Annotated in this window: 17 protein-coding genes; 8 read left to right on the top strand and 9 right to left on the bottom strand. The window is 73.4% G+C overall.

What is annotated here, in order from left to right; translation table 11 throughout:
- Positions 1 to 211: 211 nt before the first annotated feature.
- Positions 212 to 1,219, bottom strand: a complete 1,008-nt coding sequence (locus ACZ60B_RS37330) for a zinc-binding alcohol dehydrogenase family protein (RefSeq protein WP_469395233.1) — start codon at positions 1,217 to 1,219, stop codon at positions 212 to 214.
- 212 nt (positions 1,220 to 1,431) lie between these two features.
- On the opposite strand from ACZ60B_RS37330, the gene ACZ60B_RS37325 reads away from it, so the two are divergent.
- Both ACZ60B_RS37325 and ACZ60B_RS37320 read left to right on the top strand, forming a co-directional pair.
- Entirely contained in the window at positions 1,432 to 2,229 is a 798-nt protein-coding gene (locus tag ACZ60B_RS37325) for a VOC family protein (RefSeq protein WP_469395229.1), read from the top strand.
- 55 nt (positions 2,230 to 2,284) lie between these two features.
- Positions 2,285 to 3,019 carry a ribonuclease H family protein gene (locus ACZ60B_RS37320; RefSeq protein WP_469395226.1) on the top strand — a complete coding sequence of 245 codons (735 nt, stop codon included), beginning with the start codon at positions 2,285 to 2,287 and terminating at the stop codon, positions 3,017 to 3,019.
- A 94-nt stretch (positions 3,020 to 3,113) separates the two neighbouring features.
- Here the strand turns inward: ACZ60B_RS37320 and melC2 are convergent, their stop codons facing one another.
- Together melC2 and melC1 are read right to left on the bottom strand one after the other, a co-directional pair.
- The gene (melC2, locus tag ACZ60B_RS37315; protein WP_469395224.1) at positions 3,114 to 3,938 is read right to left on the bottom strand and encodes a tyrosinase MelC2; all 825 of its coding nucleotides are present in this window, start codon (positions 3,936 to 3,938) and stop codon (positions 3,114 to 3,116) included.
- A gap of 34 nt (positions 3,939 to 3,972) precedes the next feature.
- Positions 3,973 to 4,353 (bottom strand): apotyrosinase chaperone MelC1, encoded by a 381-nt coding sequence (gene melC1 / locus ACZ60B_RS37310; RefSeq protein WP_469395222.1) that lies wholly within the window; start codon positions 4,351 to 4,353, stop codon positions 3,973 to 3,975.
- 346 nt (positions 4,354 to 4,699) lie between these two features.
- Here melC1 and ACZ60B_RS37305 point away from each other — a divergent pair, with 346 nt between their 5' ends.
- The 4 genes from ACZ60B_RS37305 (at position 4,700) to ACZ60B_RS37290 (ending at position 9,291) form a co-directional block, all read left to right on the top strand.
- Positions 4,700 to 5,920, top strand: coding sequence for an FAD-dependent monooxygenase (locus ACZ60B_RS37305; RefSeq protein ID WP_469395220.1), 1,221 nt, complete (start codon positions 4,700 to 4,702; stop codon positions 5,918 to 5,920).
- Positions 5,921 to 6,011: 91 nt separating this feature from the next.
- Positions 6,012 to 7,520, top strand: a complete 1,509-nt coding sequence (locus ACZ60B_RS37300; protein WP_469395218.1) for an MFS transporter — start codon at positions 6,012 to 6,014, stop codon at positions 7,518 to 7,520.
- Positions 7,517 to 8,194 (top strand): TetR/AcrR family transcriptional regulator, encoded by a 678-nt coding sequence (locus ACZ60B_RS37295; protein ID WP_469395215.1) that lies wholly within the window; start codon positions 7,517 to 7,519, stop codon positions 8,192 to 8,194. Before ACZ60B_RS37300 ends, ACZ60B_RS37295 begins: the two co-directional genes overlap by 4 nt.
- Before the next feature lie 113 nt (positions 8,195 to 8,307).
- The gene (locus ACZ60B_RS37290; protein WP_469395212.1) at positions 8,308 to 9,291 is read left to right on the top strand and encodes an aldo/keto reductase; all 984 of its coding nucleotides are present in this window, start codon (positions 8,308 to 8,310) and stop codon (positions 9,289 to 9,291) included.
- An 85-nt stretch (positions 9,292 to 9,376) separates the two neighbouring features.
- Here ACZ60B_RS37290 and ACZ60B_RS37285 read toward each other — a convergent pair whose 3' ends face one another.
- Positions 9,377 to 9,784: a hypothetical protein gene (locus tag ACZ60B_RS37285; protein WP_469395210.1), complete on the bottom strand. Its 408-nt coding sequence runs from the start codon at positions 9,782 to 9,784 to the stop codon at positions 9,377 to 9,379.
- A 138-nt stretch (positions 9,785 to 9,922) separates the two neighbouring features.
- On the opposite strand from ACZ60B_RS37285, the gene ACZ60B_RS37280 reads away from it, so the two are divergent.
- Entirely contained in the window at positions 9,923 to 10,438 is a 516-nt protein-coding gene (locus tag ACZ60B_RS37280; protein WP_469395208.1) for a DUF6328 family protein, read from the top strand.
- On the opposite strand, the gene ACZ60B_RS37275 is transcribed toward ACZ60B_RS37280, so the two are convergent.
- Together ACZ60B_RS37275 and ACZ60B_RS37270 are read right to left on the bottom strand one after the other, a co-directional pair.
- Positions 10,371 to 11,063, bottom strand: a complete 693-nt coding sequence (locus tag ACZ60B_RS37275) for a DUF2238 domain-containing protein (protein ID WP_469395206.1) — start codon at positions 11,061 to 11,063, stop codon at positions 10,371 to 10,373. The two genes, ACZ60B_RS37280 and ACZ60B_RS37275, sit on opposite strands and share 68 nt — an antisense overlap.
- 70 nt (positions 11,064 to 11,133) lie before the next feature.
- A complete protein-coding gene (locus ACZ60B_RS37270) occupies positions 11,134 to 12,165 on the bottom strand; it encodes a hypothetical protein (protein ID WP_469395204.1) in 1,032 nt (343 codons plus the stop codon).
- Positions 12,166 to 12,505: 340 nt separating this feature from the next.
- Here ACZ60B_RS37270 and ACZ60B_RS37265 point away from each other — a divergent pair, with 340 nt between their 5' ends.
- Positions 12,506 to 13,954, top strand: a complete 1,449-nt coding sequence (locus ACZ60B_RS37265; protein ID WP_469395202.1) for a serine hydrolase domain-containing protein — start codon at positions 12,506 to 12,508, stop codon at positions 13,952 to 13,954.
- Here the strand turns inward: ACZ60B_RS37265 and ACZ60B_RS37260 are convergent.
- From ACZ60B_RS37260 to ACZ60B_RS37250, 3 genes are all read right to left on the bottom strand, one after another.
- Positions 13,943 to 15,559, bottom strand: coding sequence for a serine/threonine protein kinase (locus ACZ60B_RS37260; protein WP_469395231.1), 1,617 nt, complete (start codon positions 15,557 to 15,559; stop codon positions 13,943 to 13,945). The genes ACZ60B_RS37265 and ACZ60B_RS37260 overlap by 12 nt on opposite strands.
- A gap of 368 nt (positions 15,560 to 15,927) precedes the next feature.
- A complete protein-coding gene (locus ACZ60B_RS37255) occupies positions 15,928 to 17,058 on the bottom strand; it encodes a polyprenyl synthetase family protein (protein ID WP_469395199.1) in 1,131 nt (376 codons plus the stop codon).
- Positions 17,055 to 18,167: a tetratricopeptide repeat protein gene (locus ACZ60B_RS37250; RefSeq protein WP_469395197.1), complete on the bottom strand. Its 1,113-nt coding sequence runs from the start codon at positions 18,165 to 18,167 to the stop codon at positions 17,055 to 17,057. The genes ACZ60B_RS37255 and ACZ60B_RS37250 overlap by 4 nt, the downstream gene beginning before the upstream one ends.
- Positions 18,168 to 18,330 lie beyond the last annotated feature (163 nt).

The raw sequence follows: 18,330 nt of genomic DNA, 5'->3' as shown, positions 1-18,330 counted from the left end.
GAGCCCTAGGGCGTGTTCCGAAAGTCCCGTCTGCCCGGCGACGCCTGGCACGCACTCCCCCAGAGGGGGCACCCCCAGCCGCGTTGTCGGGATCACCCCGATACATCCGGTATCGGGGCGACCCTCCGCCTTGCGATCGCGCGCACCGGACGCCGCCGGGCCCGCCCTTCGGGCGGACGACGCTACTTTCGGAACACGCCCTACTAGGGGGTCAGGAGAGGTCGTCCACCAGCACCGCGGCCCCGTCGAAACGCCCCGCCGCGAGGTCCGCCAGGGCCCGGTCCGCCCGCGACAGCGGATAGACGTGCGTGGTCGCGCGCACCCGGTGACGGGCGGCCAGGGCCAGGAACTCCCGGGCGTCCGCGCGGGTGTTGGAGGTGACGCTGCGCACCTCCTTCTCGTAGAACAGCTCGCTCTCGTAGTGCAGCGCGGGCACGTCGCTCAGATGGATGCCGGCGATCGACAGCACCCCGCCCCGGTCCAGCGCCCGCAGCGCGACCGGGACCAGTTCGCCGGCCGGGGCGAACAGGACGGCGCTGTCCAGGGGTTCCGGCGGCAGGTCGTAGGCGTCCCGGGCCGAGGCCGCCCCCAGCTCCAGCGCCAGCCGGCGCGCGGCGGCCCCCCGCGTCAGCACATGCACGGTGGCCCCCTCCGCCAACGCGAGCTGCGCGCACAGATGGGCGCTGCCGCCGAAGCCGTAGAGCCCGAGCCGTCCGCCCGGCGGCAGCGCGGCCCGCCGCAGCGCCCGGTAACCGATGATTCCCGCACACAGCAGCGGTGCGAGCGCCACGTCGTCGACACCGGCGGGCAGCCGGTGGGCGAACGCGGCCGGAACGGTGGTGTACGGCGCGTACCCCCCGTCGGCGTCCCACCCCGTGTACCGCGAGGCCGGGCAGAGGTTCTCGGCGCCGCGCACGCAGTACGCGCAGGTGCCGTCGGTGCGGCGCAGCCAGGCCACCCCCACCCGCTCGCCCGGCGCGAAGCCGCGCACCGCCGCGCCCAGGCCCGCCACCTCGCCGACCACCTCGTGTCCCGGCGTCACCCCGGTCCTGCGCACCGGCAGATCACCCTCGGTGACATGCAGATCGGTCCGGCACACCCCGCAGGCCCGCACCCGCACCAGCAGTTCGTCGTCGGCCGGGACCGGGACCGGCTTCTCCACCAGCCGGAGCGGCCTGTCCCCGAGCGGCCCCGGTGTGAGCACCGCCCAGGCCGGCATCATCGCGTCCGCCATCCCGCGCTCCGTCCGCCGCAGTGTCGCCCGTCCGTGCCCGTCCGCGCCCGTCTCCGCCCGCGTGCGCCCGTCTCCGCCCGTATCCGTCCGTATTCCTTCCAGTGTGTAACGCAGGGGCGTGTTCGGCACGCGATGAAACCGGCCGGTGGCTAGCGTGAGGAACCGGACAACGCCACCGATCCGAGAGGTCCGCAGCCATGGCCGTACCACCTGAGGGAACCCCGTGTTGGGCCGATGCGATGTTCAGCGACGTGGAGGGCGCCAAGACCTTCTATGGTGACGTCCTCGGCTGGACCTTCGGCGAGTCGACGTCGGAGTACGGCAACTACACCCAGGCCTACGCGAACGGCAAGGCGGTCGCCGCGGTCGTACCTCCCATGCCGGGCCAGGAGGGGCAGTCGCAGTGGTGCCTCTACTTCGCCTCGCCGGACGCCGCCGCCACCGCGGCGCGGATCCGGGAGAACGGCGGTGAGGTGCTGATGGAGCCGATGCAGGTCGGCGAGTTCGGCACCATGTGCCTGGCCCGCGAGCCCGGCGGCGCCGTCTTCGGCGTCTGGCAGGGCGGTCTGCACACGGGCTTCGAGGCGACCGCCGAGCCCGGCGCCTACTGCTGGGCCGAGGTCTTCACGCGCGAGCCCGCGAAGACGGACGCGTTCCTCCCGGCGGTCTTCTCCTACACGGCGAAGCAGTTGCAGGACGACGCGGTCGACTTCCGCATGTTCGACCTCGGCGACCAGACGGTCCTCGGCCGGATGGAGATGACGGACGACTTCCCGCCCGAGGTGCCCTCGTACATCAACGTCTACTTCACCGTCCCCGACTGCGACGAGGCCGTCGCCAGGGCCACCAAGCACGGTGCGGTGCTGCGGTTCGGTCCGATGGACAGCCCGTTCGGCCGGTTCGCGGCGCTCAGCGATCCGCAGGGGGCGAACTTCTCGGTGATCGACATCACCAGGACGGCGGGGGAGATGCCGAAGAGCACGGACGTCTCCTGAACCGGCGGGCTTGTGAGCTTGTGCACCGTGACCCGAGGCGACGGCCGGGCGTGGCATGATCGAGACCATGCTTGAACGTGTGGTGGCCGCGTGCGACGGGGCTTCGAAGGGGAATCCGGGACCGGCGGCCTGGGCGTGGGTCATCGCCGACGACGCACGGACCCCGGCCCGCTGGGAAGCCGGGCCGCTGGGCAGGGCGACCAACAACATCGCCGAACTCACCGCCCTGGAGCGCCTGTTGGCGGCGACCGACCCCGGACTTCCGCTGGAGATCCGGATGGACTCGCAGTACGCGATGAAGGCGGTCACCACCTGGCTGCCCGGCTGGAAGCGCAACGGCTGGAAGACGTCCGCGGGCAAGCCGGTCGCCAACCAGGAGCTCGTCGTACGCATCGACGAGCTCCTCGACGGCCGCTCGGTCGAGTTCCGGTACGTGCCCGCCCACCAGGTCGACGGCGACCCGCTCAACGACTTCGCCGACCGCGCCGCGAGCCAGGCGGCGATCGTCCAGGAGGCCGCGGGCAGCGCGCTCGGCTCGCCGGAGCCGCCGCCCTCGCCGGACACCCCGCCGTCCGGCGCGCCGCGCCGCCGTTCCTCCTCCGCGCGCCCCGCGGGCAAGACCTCCGCGGGCAAGTCGTCCGCGGCGCGCTCCGGCGGCTCCGCGCGGACGATCAAGGCGAAGTTCCCCGGGCGCTGCGTGTGCGGACGCCCGTACGCGGCCGGCGAGCCGATCGCCAAGAACGACCAGGGCTGGGGCCACCCGGAGTGCCGGACCGGCGCAGCCGGCTGAGCGCGCGACCCCGGCCGGTCCCCGGACGGTGTTCGGCCCCCGGACGGGGTCCGGTCCGCGGACCGGACCCCGTCCGCGTCCGTCGGGGACCCGGTCAGTCGGTGTCGAAGGTGTAGTGGGGGGTGTGGTCGAGCAGATCCGCCGGGGACGTGTCGTTCCAGGGCTTCATCCGCTCGTCGCGGTCGACGACGTCCGGTGTCCCGGCGGTGGGCAGGTAGCCGGAGTCGGGGTGCCTGCGCCGCCACTGGGCCCACAGCTTGTCGATGTACGCGTGGTGCAGCCAGAACACCGGGTCGTTCGGGGACACCCCGGTCGCCATCTGACCGCCGACCCAGACATGGACCCGGTTGTGCAGATTGACCCCGCGCCAGCCCTCCAGATGGTTGCGGAAGCCGTCCGAGCCGCTGTTCCAGGGCGCCATGTCGTACGTCGCCATCGCCAGCACGGAGTCGACCTCGGCCGGCGTCGGCAGTTCGCGCACCCCGGCGCCGAGCGAGCGCCGCAGATAAGTCCGGCCGTCCACCCGGACGTTGAGCGGCCATTTACCGGTGGCCGCCGCGAACGGGCCGTCCATCACACGGCCGTCCAGGCTGCGCCCGGTGCCGCCGAGGAAGTCCGGCGCCCACAACGAGGCCCGTGCGGAACGGTCGGTGGACCAGTTCCAGTACGGCAGCGCCACCGAGGGGTCCACCGACTGCAGCGCCCGCTCGAACTCCAGCAGGAATCTGCGGTGCCAGGGCAGGAAGGACGGCGAACGGTGGCCGGTGCGCTCGCCGTCGTCGGTGTCGCCGACGATGAAGGCGTTGTGCGTGGTGACGAAGGCGTCGTAGCGGCCGCTGCGCTTGAGTTCTAGGACGGCGGCGACGAAACGCCGCTTCTCGTCGGCGGTCAGGCTCGCCTGGTTCTTGCGGACGGTCATGTGCGGGTACTCCCGAAGTGCGTTCTTGGGCCGGTCAGTTGGCGGGGAAGGGGACGAGCCGGGCGCCCTGGAGCTCGTCGACCGCGGCACGCGCGGCGGCGCGCGGGTCGGCCACCGGGGCGTAGTGGCTGACGACGCTGATCCAGGTCCCGTCGGCGTTGCGCATCACGTGCAGCTCCACGCCGTCGACGAACACCGCGTATCCGTCGCCGTGACCGCCCCCGTGGTGATGGCCGCCGCCGGCGGTCCGGCCCTGTATCCGGCGGCCCTTGTAGACCTCGTCGAAGGGTTCGGGAAGGCCGTGGTCGTGAGCGTCGGCCACGGCCGGTCCGGCGATGGTGACGGTCGTGGCGCCGGCCGCGGCGGCGAGGGCGGCCGCGGCGGTGAGCGCGCGGCGTCGGCTGAGTTCCGGCATACGGGACCTCCCAGGTGAGTTCGGTTGACGACTCCGTATGCCTATCGGTTCGGTCCAGAGCGGGAGAAATCGCTTCGGGACGGTTGGCTGCGATCAGGACAAGTAGCCACATGTCGTGCAAGGTTGAACGAAGATGATCTTGCTGTCGCGGCCGCCCCCGACCCCCGGAAGGGGGAAATCCTCTCCCCGGCGGGCCGGATTCGGATGATCTTTCGCAAGGGCTCGGCCTGCGCGTGGCCTGGCTCACCTCGTGAGACTGGCGTGATCCGGGTGGCCGGAACCAGGGCGTTCGGACTGCTACTGTGCGTCGTCAACTGACCGCTTTGGGTAATTCCTAGGGGTGCGCGTGAAGGTCGCCTGTGTCGGAGGCGGGCCCGCCGGCCTGTATCTCTCGATCCTGCTGAAGGGGCAGAACCCGTCCCACGACATCACCGTCTACGAGCGCGATCCCGAGGGCTCCACCTACGGCTGGGGTGTCACGTACTGGCGTGAGCTGCTCGACAGGCTCCACGCCCACGACCCCCAGTCGGCGCGCGCCGTCGAGGAGAGCTCCGTCCGCTGGCACCAGGGCGTCGCCCATGTGCGGGACCTGTCGACCCGCAGGCCCGGCGACGAGGGCCACGGCATCGGCCGCCACCGGCTGCTGGAGATCCTCACCGCCCGCGCCCGCTCCCTCGGGGTGCGGCTGGAGTTCGCGCACGAGGTCACCCCCGAGCGACTGCCCGACGCCGACCTCGTGGTGGCCGGCGACGGGGTGCGCAGCGCCCTGCGCACCGCGCACGCCGGACACTTCGGCACGGAGTTGACGGCGGGCCGCAACACCTACATCTGGCTCGGCACCACCAAGGTCTTCGACTCCTTCACCTTCGCCTTCGTGGAGAGCGCGCACGGCTGGATCTGGTGCTACGGCTACCCCTTCGGCCCCGGACACAGCACCTGCGTGGTCGAATGCGCCCCGGAGACCTGGACGGGCCTCGGGCTCGACCGGGTGAGCGAGTCCGAAGGGGCGGCCCTGCTGGAGAAGCTCTTCGCCCATGTCCTGGACGGACACCCGCTGATCGGCCGCGCCTCGGGCGACGGCGGCGCCCAGTGGCTGACCTTCCGCACCCTCACCAACCGCACCTGGCACCGCGGCAACCTCGTCCTGCTGGGCGACGCCGCCCACACCACCCACTACTCCATCGGCGCCGGCACCACCCTCGCCCTGGAGGACGCCATCGCGCTCGCCGACGCGCTGCGCGACCACGGCGGACTCCCGCAGGCCCTGGCCCGCTACGAGCGCGAACGCCGGGCGGCCCTGCTCTCCGTGCAGAGCGCGGCCCGCTACAGCGCCCAGTGGTACGAGAACCTGACCCGCTACATCGACCTGCCCCCGGAGCGGATGTTCGCCCTGCTCGGCCAGCGTCACTCACCCCTGCTGCCCTACGTACCGCCCCAGCTCTACTACCGGATCGACCGCGCGGCCGGGCAGTCGCAGGCGCTGCGACGGCTCAAGCGCTGGCTGGGCCCGAAGGTGGCGCGGAGCGTGCACGCGCGGGTGCTGTCCGGCCGCGAACAGTCGCCGTGAACCGATGCCGGAGTTGGGTGAATGACAATTCACCGATAGGGTGAATTGTCATTCACCCTCATGCTTTCCTGTGTCGGCCACTGGAGTGCCCATGGCGTCGTCCGTCCCGATATCCGACCCGTCCGCCCCGGTCGGCGGGTCCCCGGCCGGTGGTTCCGGGAGCCTGCGGGAACGGCTCACCATCCCGGTGCTCGCGTTCGGCGGCACCCTCATGGCCGTCATGCAGACGGTCGTCGTGCCCCTGCTCCCGGACCTGCCCCGGCTCACCGGAGCCGCGCCGGGCACGGTCTCCTGGATGGTCACGGCGACCCTCCTGTCCGGCGCCGTGCTCACCCCGGTGCTCGGCCGGGCAGGCGACATGTACGGCAAACGGGGGGTGCTGCTCGCGGCCCTCGGTCTGATGACCCTCGGCTCCGTGACCTGCGCCCTCACCTCCGACATCCGCGTCCTCATCGCCGCCCGCGCCCTCCAGGGCGCCGCGACCGCCGTCGTACCGCTGTCGATCAGCATCCTGCGGGACGAACTGCCCCCGGAGCGCCGGGGCTCCGCGGTGGCGCTGATGAGCTCGACCGTGGGCATCGGCGCGGCCCTGGGCCTGCCGGCCGCGGCCCTGATCGTGCAGTACACCAACTGGCACGTCATGTTCTGGGTGACGTCGGCGCTGGGCGCGTCCGGCGTGGCGCTGATCCGGTGGGCGGTGCCGGAGTCGCCGGTCCGCTCGCCCGGCCGGTTCGACGTCACCGGGGCGCTGGGACTGGCCGTCGGACTGATCTGCCTGCTGCTGGGCGTGTCCCAGGGCGGCCAGTGGGGCTGGGGCAGCCCGCGGATCACGGGACTGTTCCTCACCGCGGCCGTCGTCCTCGGCCTGTGGTGGTGGCAGCAGCTGCGCGCCCGTCAGCCGCTGGTGGACCTGCGCCTGGTGACCCGCCCCAAGGTCGGTCTGTCCCACGCGGCCGCCCTGCTGACCGGGTTCGCCTTCTACGCCAACACCCTGGTGACGGCACAGCTGGTGCAGGCGCCCGAGGCCACCGGGTACGGGCTCGGCCTGTCCATCGTCGAGACCGGCCTCGTCCTGCTGCCGAGCGGGATCATCATGCTGCTGTTCTCGCCGCTCTCGGCCCGTATCTCCGCGGCCCGCGGACCACGCGTCACCCTGGCCCTCGGGACCGCCGTCATCGCGGCCGGCTACGCGGTGCGCATCGCGGACAGCCACCAACTGTGGATGATCATGGTGGGCGCCGCGGTCGTGGCGACCGGTACGACCCTCGCGTACTCCGCGCTGCCGTCCCTGATCCTGCACGCCGTGCCCGCCGAGCAGACCGCCTCCGCCAACGGCGTCAACGTCCTGATGCGCACCATCGGCCAGGCCGTCTCGAGCGCCGCCGTCGCGGCGGTGCTGGTCCGGCACACCAGCCCCGTCGGCGGCGTCCCGGTGCCGACGCTGCACGGCTATCTGATGGCGTTCTCGATCGCCGGCCTGGTCGCCCTGGTGGCGAGCGCGGTGGCGCTGAGCATCCCCGGCGACCGGTCGTCCGACGGGGTACGGCGGACCCGGGGCGGGACCCGGTCGGCGCGGGACGGGGTGAAGGAGGGAGCATGAGTGCTGTGCGCACCACGTCCTCCGACCCCGCCCCGCCGTCCGATGCCGCCCTGCCGTCGGATCCCGCGACTCCCCCGGATCCCTCCGGCCGGTCGGGTCCGTCCGCCGCCGCCCCCGCTCCAGCCCCCGGCCGCCGGGACGCCGAGGCGACCAGGGCGGCCATCCTGCGCGCAGCCCGGCACCTGCTGGCCCGGCACGCCCATGCCGACATCACGCTCAAGGCGGTCGCCGAGCGCGCCGGGGTGAGCCCGCCGCTGATCCTGAAGTACTTCGGCAACAAGGACGCCCTGTTCGCCCGGGTGATGTCCTTCGAGACAGACGCGAGCGGCCTGCTGGACGCCCCGCTGCGCGAACTCGGCCGCCACATGGTCCGGCACGTCCTGGAGAGCCAGGTCGAGCGGGGCGCGGATCCCGTGCTGCGGATCGTCTTCGCGCCCCTGCACGGAGAGCACGGCGAGGTGCTGCGCGCCAACTTCCGCAGCCAGGTCACCGTCCGGCTGGCCGCCCGCCTGGACGGCCCCGACGCGGGGCTGCGCGCCGAACTCGCGCTGGCCGCCCTGCTCGGCCTGGGCGTGATGTTCGGCATCGCCCGGGGCGCCGAACTCCGCGCGGCCGGGCTCGACGAACTCGTCGACCGCTACGCCCCGGCCGTACAGGCCCAGCTGACGCCCTGACGCCCTGACATCCCCTCATGCCAGTGCTCGTACTCGTGCGAGTGGAGGAAGCGTCGGCCGGGGTCGGAGGCGCCCGTTCCGCGCCGGGGTGCGACGGATGACAGACTGACGGCATGGACGAGCGCGAATTCGGAAGGTCGGGCCGGCACGCATCCGTCGTCGGCCTCGGCACATGGCAGCTGGGCGCCGACTGGGGCGACGTGGACGACAAGGAAGCCCTCGCGGTACTGGAGGCGGCGGCCGAGTCGGGAGTGACCTTCTTCGACACCGCCGACGTGTACGGCGACGGGCGCAGCGAGCAGACCGTCGCCGCCTTCCTGAGCGGCCGGCCGGACCTGCACGTGGAGGTCGCCACCAAGATGGGCCGCCGGGTCGACCAGATCCCCGAGAACTACGTCCTGGACAACTTCCGGGCCTGGAACGACCGTTCCCGGCGCAACCTCGGCGTCGACCGCATCGACCTGGTGCAGCTGCACTGCCCGCCGACGCCCGTCTACTCCTCCGACGAGGTCTTCGACGCCCTCGACACCCTGGTCGAGGAGGAGCGCATCGCCTCGTACGGGGTCAGCGTGGAGACCTGCGCGGAGGCACTGACCGCGATCGCCCGGCCGAACGTGGCGAGCGTGCAGATCATCCTCAACCCGTTCCGCATGAAGCCACTGCACGAGGTGCTCCCGGCCGCCCGCGCGGCGGGCGTCGGCATCATCGCCCGGGTACCGCTCGCCTCCGGCCTGCTGTCGGGCAAGTACACCAAGGACACGGTCTTCGCGGCGAACGACCACCGCACCTACAACCGGCACGGCGAGGCCTTCGACCAGGGCGAGACCTTCTCCGGAGTCGACTTCACGACGGGCGTCGAGGCGGCCGCGGAGTTCGCGGCCCTCGCCCCCGAGGGGTACACCCCGGCCCAGCTGGCGCTGCGCTGGATCGTCCAGCAGCCCGGTGTGACCACCGTGATCCCCGGTGCCCGCTCGCCCGAGCAGGCGCGCGCCAACGCGACCGCGGCCAAGCTGCCCGAGCTGTCCGAGGCGACGCTCACCGCGATCCGCGAGCTCTACGACCGCCGGATCAAGGACCAGGTGGAAGGCCGCTGGTAGTCCCGGCGGAGCGCTGAACCGGCGAACCGGACGCGGGGCGGGACGGCTGATGTCCCGCCCCGCCCCGCACCCGCGGCGCCACGGCTCAGATCCGTCCGCCGGTCAGCCGGGTCAGCGGTCCCTGGGCCTGCCGCCGCGAGCGGCGTCCCGCCAGATAGGAGACGGTGGTCAGCGCGGTCAGTCCGGCGCCCACCCCGGCGGCGGTGAGCTTGCGGCGGGCGACGACCGTCCAGGCCGTCTGGGCCGTGGCCGCGACCTGCCCGGCGGAGGCGACGACCGCCTGGCGCCCGACCTCGACCCCCTTGGCCGCGGTCTGGGCCAGTCCGCTCGTCGCGTCGGCCGCACGACTCGCCGCGCCCTTGGCCGCCGCCGTGGCGTCGTCCGTCCGCGCGGCCATCGCCTTCGCGGTGCGCGCGGCCGGGGCCGTCCGCCGCTCGGCGGTCTGCCGCCCCTGCGCCGCGTGCGCGTTCACGTCCTTGCTGGATTCACTCATGAAATCCGCCTTGCCGCTCACCGCGGAGGCAAACGCACCGGGTCCCGGGCGGGCGCCGCACCGTCACCGCCGTGAGGGGAGGGGTACCCGGGGGAACACGGAGCAGGACGGCACCGGCGGCCGGAGCAGGGAGGCATCATGTCGGACGGCGTGGATCGCGTGGACGGGGCGGACGGGGCGAACCGACGCAGCGGGCGGGACGAGAGCGAGGACGAACGGGCGGACCGGATGTGGCAGGACCTGATCCAGGAGGTCCGGGTGGCCCAGACCGGCGTGCAGATCCTGTTCGGCTTCCTGCTCACGGTCGTGTTCACCCCGAAGTACGCCCAGCTGAGCCACACCGACCAGGTCATCTATGTCGTGACCGTCGTCCTGGGCGCCGCCGCGACGGGTGCCCTGATCGGTCCGGTCTCCTTGCACCGGGTCGTGGCGGGCCGCCGGGTCAAGCCCCGGGCGGTGTGGCTGGCCTCCCGGATGACGTTCGTCGGACTTCTGCTGCTGCTCGTCACCATGGCCTCGTCGCTGCTGCTGATCCTGCGGGTGGCGACCCACGGGGGCTATGTGCCCTACCTGGTCGCGGTCGTGGTCAGCTGGTACGCGCTGTGCTGGTACGTGCTGCCGCTGTGGGCGCGTCGTCGTCACACGTCACGCTGAGCCGCAGCGCGGCCAGCTGCCGGTCGTGCACGCGCCCCAGCAGCAGCACCGAGAGGGTGGCGCCGATCAGCGCGCAGAACATGTCCCACTGCGTGTCCCAGACATCGCCCTGGGTGGCCAGGAAGGCGTCCGCGGAGTGCCCCCCGATCACCGCCGCCGCCCACTCGAACATTTCGAACAGGGCGCTGAAGGCGAGACAGGCGCACACGGTCAGCGGGGCCAGCCAGCGACTGCCCCGCAGCGGCGAGGTGCGGCTGAGCAGCTCCCGTACCAGCACGGCCGGGACGAAGCCCTGCATCAGATGGCCGAACCGGTCGTAGGGGTTGCGGTCCAGTCCGAAGGTGTCCCGCACCCAGTCGCCGAGCGGCACCTGCGCGTAGGTGTAGTGACCGCCGAGCGCGAGCACCAGCGAGTGCGCCGCCAGCAGACCGCACAGCAGGCCCGTCAACGGGAACCTGCGCCAGGTGAGCAGGACCAGCGGCAGGCCCGCGAACACCCACACCGTCTCCAGGAACCAGGTGGTCCGGTCGCGTGGCTGCCAGCCGGACACGGCGAGACCGGCCACCGCCACAGCGACGAACAGGACGGGCGGGACACGGCGGGGGAGGGGACGAGCAGCAGGCATCGGCGGGCTCCTTGTCGGCGAGGGCCCCATCGTCGTGCCACCGGGCGGGTGGCGGCATGAGTACGGCTACTCAGCTCTCCGCGTGCTGCTCGCGCGAGCCGCGCAGCGCGGTGATGGCCGTGCCGATCGCCGCCTGGAGCTCTTCGAGCCGCTGCACCATGTCGTCCTCGTAGAACTCCTCCGCGTCGTCGAAGGTCAGCTCCTCGAAGACCTTCGTGGCCTTCGAGAGGCTGCTGTAGAACTTCGTCCGCCGCTCCTGGACCCGCAGTTCGGCGTCGGCCTCCACCGCCTCGACGACGAGGGACTTCATGGTGTCGTAGGCCTCGGTCGCCCACTCGACGGTGTCCTCGTCGTCCTCCAGTCCGTCCAGCAGCGACAGGTGCCGCTCGGCCTCCTGGCGCAGCGGGACGGGCGCGTCGACGGTCTGTCCGGCGGGCGTCCTGATCTGTCCGGACTCCGCGATCTGGCGCACGTACCCGATGCGGTCGGCGGACCGGCTCTCGGAGGCCACCGCCTTCTTGAGATCGTCGGTGCGTACGACGTCACGCGCCCACTCGGTCTGGAGCTCGGGGTCCTCCCGGACGCGGTCGAGCAGCGCCTGCCGGGCGGCCCGGGCGGTGGAGGGGTCGGCGAGGATCGCGGCGCGCAGGGCGGTGGGATTCTCGGCCACCTCCAGCGCCTTCGTCGGACGGATGCCCTCGGCCTCGGCGGCCTCGGTGATGGCGGTGCCGCGCTCGGACGTGGCGCTGGAGCGGGAGACGTAGTAGGTCAGCCACAGGTCGGCGTCCGGCAGCTCGACCTGCTGACCCGGTGCCAGCGCCTCGAAGTGCGGGACGACACCGTCGTCGGCGGCCCGGTCCCAGGCCTTGTAGTAGCGCATGACCCGCTCGGCGGAGCACTCCGCGAGCTCGGCGAACTCCTTCGCCGACACCTTGGCCGTCTCGTCCGCGCCCTGCCCGCCGGGCCGCACGCTGCGCGCCACCATCAGGCCGAAGGCCCAGCCGCCGGTCCGCGCGTACACGCCGAACTCGCGCGCGTCGCGCGCCACCAGGTCGGACAGGGGTGCGGGAGAGGTCTCGGGCGGGACGATCGCTACGGTCACGGGTGGCTCTCCTGATCGGTGGCGGCACGGCTGGTCGGTCTGCACGGGTGCAGACCGACCAGCCTATATGGGCCCATTGGCATGGTTTTCCGTGTCCGGGCGGGAGCGCCGGGCGGATCCGCCGGGTCCGGGTGCGTCCGCCGGATCCGCCGGATCCGCCGGGCCCTGGGCGCCGGGCGAACCCGCCGGTCGCGCGGGGGCCGGCCGGGCGGGAACCGTCGCACTCCGCTCGGGAAGCACCGCACTCCGAGCGGGAAACCTCACGTTCCGTACGGAAAAGATCGCCTGCCGGGCGAGAGACATCGTCGAACGCGGCCGCGCCCCGGGAGAGGATGCCGGTATGAGCGAGCGAGCCCTGCCTACGAGCACCCCCGCCGCCGAGGGCGTCGACGCGTCCGGCGTCCACGCCTTCCTCGACGCCCTGCGGGACGCACAGGACATCGAGCCGCACAGCCTGATGATCGTCAGACACGGCCGGCTGGTCGCCTCCGGCTGGTGGGCGCCGTACACGCGCGAGCGCCCCCAGCTGCTGTACTCGCTCAGCAAGAGCTTCACCGCGACGGCCGCCGGGTTCGCCCTCGCCGAGGGGCTGATCGGCCTCGACGACCCGGTGATCTCGTACTTCCCGGAGTTCGAGGCAGACATCACCGACGCCCGCAGCCGCGCGATGCGGGTCCGGCATGTGGCGTCCATGTCCAGCGGACACCTCGCCGAGACCGTCCACGACTCCCTCGCCCTCGACGCCGCGGAGCCCGTACGGGGATTCCTGCTGCTGCCACCCGAACGCGACCCGGGCACGGTCTTCGCCTACAACCAGCCCACCACGTACACGCTGGCCGCGATCGTCCAGCGGGTGACCGGGCAGACCCTCACCGAGTACCTGCGGCCCCGGCTGCTGGACCCGCTCGGCATCGGCGCCGTGTCGTGGCTGCGGGATTGGGCAGGGCGCGAGCTCGGCTACAGCGGACTGCACGCCACCACCGACACCGTCGCCCGGCTGGGCCAGCTCTATCTGCGCGGCGGGGTCTGGGCGGGCGAGCGGCTGCTGTCGCGGGAGTGGGTCGGACTGGCCACGCGCGAGCACGTCCCCACCTCGGGCGCCATGGGCGCGGCGGACCGGCAGGACTGGGACCGCGGCTATGGGTTCCAGTTCTGGCGGTCCCGGCACGGCTACCGCGGCGACGGGGCGTACGGCCAGTTCTGCCTGGTACTGCCCGAGCACGACGCCGTGATCGCGACGACCGCCGCGACCGTGCAGATGCAGGCCCTGCTGAACCTGGTCTGGCGGCACCTGCTGCCCTCCTTCGGCCCCGCGCCCCTGCCCGGCCGGGAGCGGGCGGACGCGGACCTCGCCCAGCGGCTGGCGGCGCTCGCGCTGCCCCCGGCCGCGGGCCTGGGCGCGCCGCCCGCGCGGGCCGAGGACTGGGCCGGTGCCGAGTTCACCCCGGCCGGCGCTGTCTGCGCCGCCCAGCCGGGCCTGACCTCGGTCGCCGTCGCGGCGGACCCGGACGGCTGGACGCTGACCGTCACCGAGGACGGCGAACCCCATCGGCTCCGGCTCGGGCCGGAGCGGTGGAACGTCACGGAGGAGCCGCTGCCCACCGCGGTCAGCGGCGGCTGGACCGACCCGCGCACCCTTGAGGCACACGTGGTGTTCCTGGAGACACCGCACCGGCTGGTGGTGACCTGTTCGCTCGACGACCGGACCTTCACGGCCCGCTGGCCCACCGAACCGCTGCACGGCGGGCGGCTGCGCTCCCTGCGCGCGCCGCGCGGTTCATCGCTGTGACCCCGGCCGGAACGTCCGCAGCACGACGTCCAGTGCCTGCCCGTTCGCGGCGCCGTCCCAGTCGGCGGCGGGCGTCGTCCAGCGCAGCGAGAAGCTGCGGTCCCCGCCGAGCAGGAAGCCGCGCCCGAAGGTGCGCACCCGGGCGCCGTCCACGTCGGCGAGCCACTCCATGTCGGCGGCCCTGTACCCCTGGTACGTGGTGGCGCGGATCTCCCCGATCCGCCGGAACCCCGCGTCCTGCGCGAGGTTGGGCTGCACGTCGTCCCGCCACACGGCGACCGGGTCCGGGCCCGCGTTCTCGCTGTACGTCACCGCCAGCGTGCGCGGATCGCCCGCCGCGCCGAACGTGACGCGGTAGGCCCGACCGGCCGCGCGCTCGGTGCGCAGCGGCTGCCAGCCGTCGGGCAGGGCGACGGCGAAGCCCTCCGGCGCGGAGTAGACGCGGAAACCGGCCGGCAGCGCGGTGGCGGAGACCGAGGAGGACGGCGTGGGCGTCGTCGGAGTGGCGGTCGGGGTGCCGGCGGGTCTTTCACCGTCCGGCGCGCCCGCCGTGGCGGACGCGGCCGAGGACGCCGAGGGGCGGGACCGGGAGCCGGTCGCGGCGTCGTTGCCGGACGGCCGTCCGGTGGTGGCCAGCACGGCGACCGCGACGGTGACGACGGCCAGGCCGGTCCCCACGGCCATGGCCCGGCCGCTCCACTCCGGACCGGCGTGCCGGACGGCGGCGTACGCGCCGCGCAGCCGGGGCGCGGGCTCGGCGGGCTGCTCCGCGTCGGGGTCCGCGGTGAGGACGTGCTCGAGGATCCCGCGCAGCTGCCCGCGGCTCAGCCGTTCCCGGGAGTCCTTGCGCAGCAGCCCCTGCACGGCCTGGGTCAGCTGCCCGCTGCGCACCGGGGCGCGCAGCGGCAGCCGGTCCACGCTCCGCAGCGTGGCCTCGGGCCGCTCCCGCTCCCGGAACGGCGGACGCCCCTCGAGCATCGCGTAGAGGATCGCGCCCAGTGCCCACAGATCGGCCGCGGGACCGATGCGTTCGTCACGCGCCTGTTCGGGTGAGGCGTACGACGGCGCCGTGACCCGGGGGGCGAGCGTCGCGCCCGCCAGCCCGAAGCCGGTCACCATGATCGGCCCGCGGTCGGGGACGTGGATCTGGCCCGGACTGAGCTCGCCGTGCGTGATGCCCTGACCGTGCGCGGCCTCCAGCACGTCCAGCAGCTCCAGTCCGATCCTGGCCGCCCGCACGTGGTCGAAAGAGCCCTGCCGGGCGAGGAGTTCGCTGAGCGGGGTGCCGTCGACCCACTCCGTGACGGTCCACAGGGCGCCCGCGTCCTCGACGGCGTCGACCACCGGCACGACCCGTCCGGGGCACAGCCGCACCAGGGTCTCCGACATGCGCAGGATGCGGCCCGTCGTCCGGCGGACTTCCTCCTCGCCCGTGAGGCCCCCGCCGCCCGGGAACCCGATCCGGGTGAGCAGGCAGGGGCGCCGGGCTTCCAGGTCCTCGCCGTACCAGCAGATCCGGTTCGTTTCGCGGGAGACGACATCGAGCAGCCGGTACCGCCCGGCCACCGACTCCTGTGTGAAGACATGCGCCTCGGCCATCGTCATCCCTCGCTGCAACCCGCGTAGTTCACCTTTCCCATGGGTACGGGAGCCGTGACGGGGTGTGTTCAATCGGATGTGACTTCTCGGGAATTCCTGTCCTTCGTTCAAAAATGGTCCGGTCCAACGACGCTGAAATTGCGTCAGACGGCCGGAGCGCGGCACGGGCCGCCGCTCCCACCTCGGGCGCGGTGCCACGGCACCGCGCCGCGATCGGACGCCGTGAATTCATCCACGCGTAACCCAGACAGCGATTACCGACGTGTCCACCTGGCGGTAACCAGCGGTAAGAGAACCCCGATACGAAAAGTTCCGCGCCGGATTTTCTGCGCCGTGACGCACCCCGCCCGGTGGGCGACGAGGACCGCCCGGCGTCAGAGCTCGCGGTCCACCAGGAACCCCAGCAGGGACCGCAGGCCGGCGACGGCCGGTTCCCGCAGCGCCGCGCCGCCGAGCGCCCGCTCCACGGCGGCGACGCTCCGCCCGGCCTCGGCCAGCGCCGCCCCGCGCCCGCCCGCCCGCTCGACCAGTTCCGCCGCCTCCTCGGCGTCCCCGTCCGCCGCCAGCAGCGCCGCGAGGCGACGGGCGGCCGGAGCGGGGGCGTCGAGGGCGAGCAGCACGGGCAGCGTCTTCTTCCGCTCGCGCAGATCGCCGTGCACGGGCTTGCCGGTGACGGCCGGATCGCCCCAGATGCCCAGCACGTCGTCGATGATCTGGAAGGCGACTCCCAGCTGCCGGCCCGCCCGGTCGAGCGCGGCCACCGTCGACGGCGGCGCGCCGCCGAGCCGGGCGCCCAGGGCGGCGGCGCAGCCCAGCAGGGCTCCCGTCTTGCCCTCGGCCATCGCCCGGTACTCGGCGGGCCGTACGCGGTGCGGCCCGGTCCACGGACGCTCGGCGAACAGCAGGTCGTCCGCCTGCCCGCGCACCACCTCACGCAGCGTCGCGGAGAGCTGACCGACGGCACCCGGCCCGCCGGGCGCGGCGGCGAGCGTCTCCACGGCCAGCGCGAACAGCGCGTCCCCCGCGAGCACCGCCGGACCCGTGCCGTACGCCTTCCACACGGTGGGGCGGCGGCGCCTGGTCGCGTCGGCGTCCATGATGTCGTCGTGCATCAGGGAGAAGGCGTGCACGAGTTCCACCGCGACCGCGGCGGGGACGCCGGTCCCGGCCGGTGCGCCGGCCGCCTCCGCGCCCAGCACGGCCAGCGCCTGCCGCACCCCCTTGCCACCGGTGCCGGCGGCCGGCTCGCCACCGACCTCGCACCAGCCGAAGGAGTACGCGGCCATCTCCCCGAGCCAGGGATGCAGCAGGCCCACGGCCTCCCGCAGCGCAGGATCCACCAAGGCGCGGCAGCGGTCGAGGACATGGGGGGCGTGGGAGGCGGGGGAGACGTGGGGAGCGGGGGTGTGAGCGCGGGGACCGGTGGCGGCCCGGGGGGAGGCGGGCGGCGTCGCGGGGAGGGCTTCGGAGAGGGACCCGGGGAGGGTCTCGGGCAGCGTCGTCATCGCGCGGTCCCCTCGTCGGTGCCGGTGCCGGTGCCGGTGCCGGTGCCTGCTTCCGGGCCGGGGCCGGTGTCCGTGCGGGGGGCCGCGTCGACGCCCAACTCCTCCTGCGCCCGTGTCACCATCTGCCGGGCGTGCCGCAGTCCGATCCGTTCCAGGGCCCGGGCCAGTTCGGCCAGTTCGGCCGCGGTCTCCGCGCGGTCGCGGCCCAGACGGGCCAGGGACTTGGCCAGACCGAGCCGGGCCAGTGCCTCGCCGCGCGGTTCGCCCATGGCGCGGAACTCGTCGAGCGCCAGCTCGTAGCGCTCCCGGGCCTCCGTCCAACGCCCGGCGCGGTAGAGGACGTTGCCCTGCATCTTGTGGTTGTAGGCGAGCGCGCTCGACAGGTTCATGGCCCGGCAGGTCGTCTCCGCCTCGGCCAGCAGGGCCAGCGCCCGCCCGGTGTCGCCGTCGCGGACCGAGACGACGTCGGCGAGACCGCGCAGCGCCCAGGCGTGCCCGCGCCGGTCCTCCGCGCGCTCCGCTATCTCCGCCGCCTCCTCGAACAGGGCGTACGCGGTGTCGTGGGCGCCCGAGTTGCGGTGCATCTGGGCGATGCCCTCCAGGGCCCAGACCGTGTGCCGGGCCTCGCCGCGCCGACGGGCCTCGGCGAGGAGCTGTTCGTGCAGCCGCCCGACCGCCTCGTAGTCGCCCTGGATGCGGCCGGTCTCGGCCAGGCCCGCCAGTGAGTAGCCGCGGGCCACGATGTCGCCGCCGCGCTCACCGAGTTCGGCCGCGAGCCCCAGCAGACGCCGGGCCAGGGGGAACGCGCCGCGCTGGCGGGCCAGGGTGCCGCCGCTCCACAGCGCCCAGGCCATCGCCGCGATGTCGCCCGCGTCCCGGGCCGCGCGGTAGCTCGCCTTCCAGGCGAGATCCGCCTCGCGCACCTGCCCCAGTCGTCGGTGCGCCTCCGCCACAGCCAGGCCCGAACGCGCGGCCTCGCCGTGCTGCCCGGCCCGCTCGGCGGCCCGGAGCTGTTCGGTGCCCGCGGCCAGCACGTCGACCAGGGAGGAGTTCACGGAGAGGGTGGTGAGGGCGCCCTGGTACTCGGGGGCGCTTGCTTTGCCGTACATCGATGCCTTTCCACGGGGTGGGGGTCCCTGTCCGGCGCGCACGCGGCATCGCGTCTATGCATCACACGTATACATGTCGTGTATACATGGTGCGTATAGTGCGCCGGAAATCAGCCCCGGTCCTGGCGGCCGGGGCGTCGTCTGCTGTGGATCAAGACGTCGG

The sequence above is a fragment of the Streptomyces sp. NPDC104096 genome (assembly GCF_055584385.1).
This window is presented reverse-complemented; position numbering and strand designations above follow the sequence as displayed.

Excerpts from the sequence above, each read along its gene's own strand:
- ACZ60B_RS37330 (WP_469395233.1), bottom strand. The coding sequence starts at position 1,219 with ATGCCGGCCTGGGCGGTGCTCACACCGGGGCCGCTCGGGGACAGGCCG.
- ACZ60B_RS37325 (WP_469395229.1), top strand. The coding sequence starts at position 1,432 with ATGGCCGTACCACCTGAGGGAACCCCGTGTTGGGCCGATGCGATGTTC.
- ACZ60B_RS37320 (WP_469395226.1), top strand. The coding sequence starts at position 2,285 with ATGATCGAGACCATGCTTGAACGTGTGGTGGCCGCGTGCGACGGGGCT.
- melC2 (WP_469395224.1), bottom strand. The coding sequence starts at position 3,938 with ATGACCGTCCGCAAGAACCAGGCGAGCCTGACCGCCGACGAGAAGCGG.
- melC1 (WP_469395222.1), bottom strand. The coding sequence starts at position 4,353 with ATGCCGGAACTCAGCCGACGCCGCGCGCTCACCGCCGCGGCCGCCCTC.
- ACZ60B_RS37300 (WP_469395218.1), top strand. The coding sequence starts at position 6,012 with ATGGCGTCGTCCGTCCCGATATCCGACCCGTCCGCCCCGGTCGGCGGG.
- ACZ60B_RS37295 (WP_469395215.1), top strand. The coding sequence starts at position 7,517 with ATGAGTGCTGTGCGCACCACGTCCTCCGACCCCGCCCCGCCGTCCGAT.
- ACZ60B_RS37290 (WP_469395212.1), top strand. The coding sequence starts at position 8,308 with ATGGACGAGCGCGAATTCGGAAGGTCGGGCCGGCACGCATCCGTCGTC.
- ACZ60B_RS37285 (WP_469395210.1), bottom strand. The coding sequence starts at position 9,784 with ATGAGTGAATCCAGCAAGGACGTGAACGCGCACGCGGCGCAGGGGCGG.
- ACZ60B_RS37280 (WP_469395208.1), top strand. The coding sequence starts at position 9,923 with ATGTCGGACGGCGTGGATCGCGTGGACGGGGCGGACGGGGCGAACCGA.
- ACZ60B_RS37275 (WP_469395206.1), bottom strand. The coding sequence starts at position 11,063 with ATGCCTGCTGCTCGTCCCCTCCCCCGCCGTGTCCCGCCCGTCCTGTTC.
- ACZ60B_RS37265 (WP_469395202.1), top strand. The coding sequence starts at position 12,506 with ATGAGCGAGCGAGCCCTGCCTACGAGCACCCCCGCCGCCGAGGGCGTC.
- ACZ60B_RS37260 (WP_469395231.1), bottom strand. The coding sequence starts at position 15,559 with ATGACGATGGCCGAGGCGCATGTCTTCACACAGGAGTCGGTGGCCGGG.
- ACZ60B_RS37255 (WP_469395199.1), bottom strand. The coding sequence starts at position 17,058 with ATGACGACGCTGCCCGAGACCCTCCCCGGGTCCCTCTCCGAAGCCCTC.
- ACZ60B_RS37250 (WP_469395197.1), bottom strand. The coding sequence starts at position 18,167 with ATGTACGGCAAAGCAAGCGCCCCCGAGTACCAGGGCGCCCTCACCACC.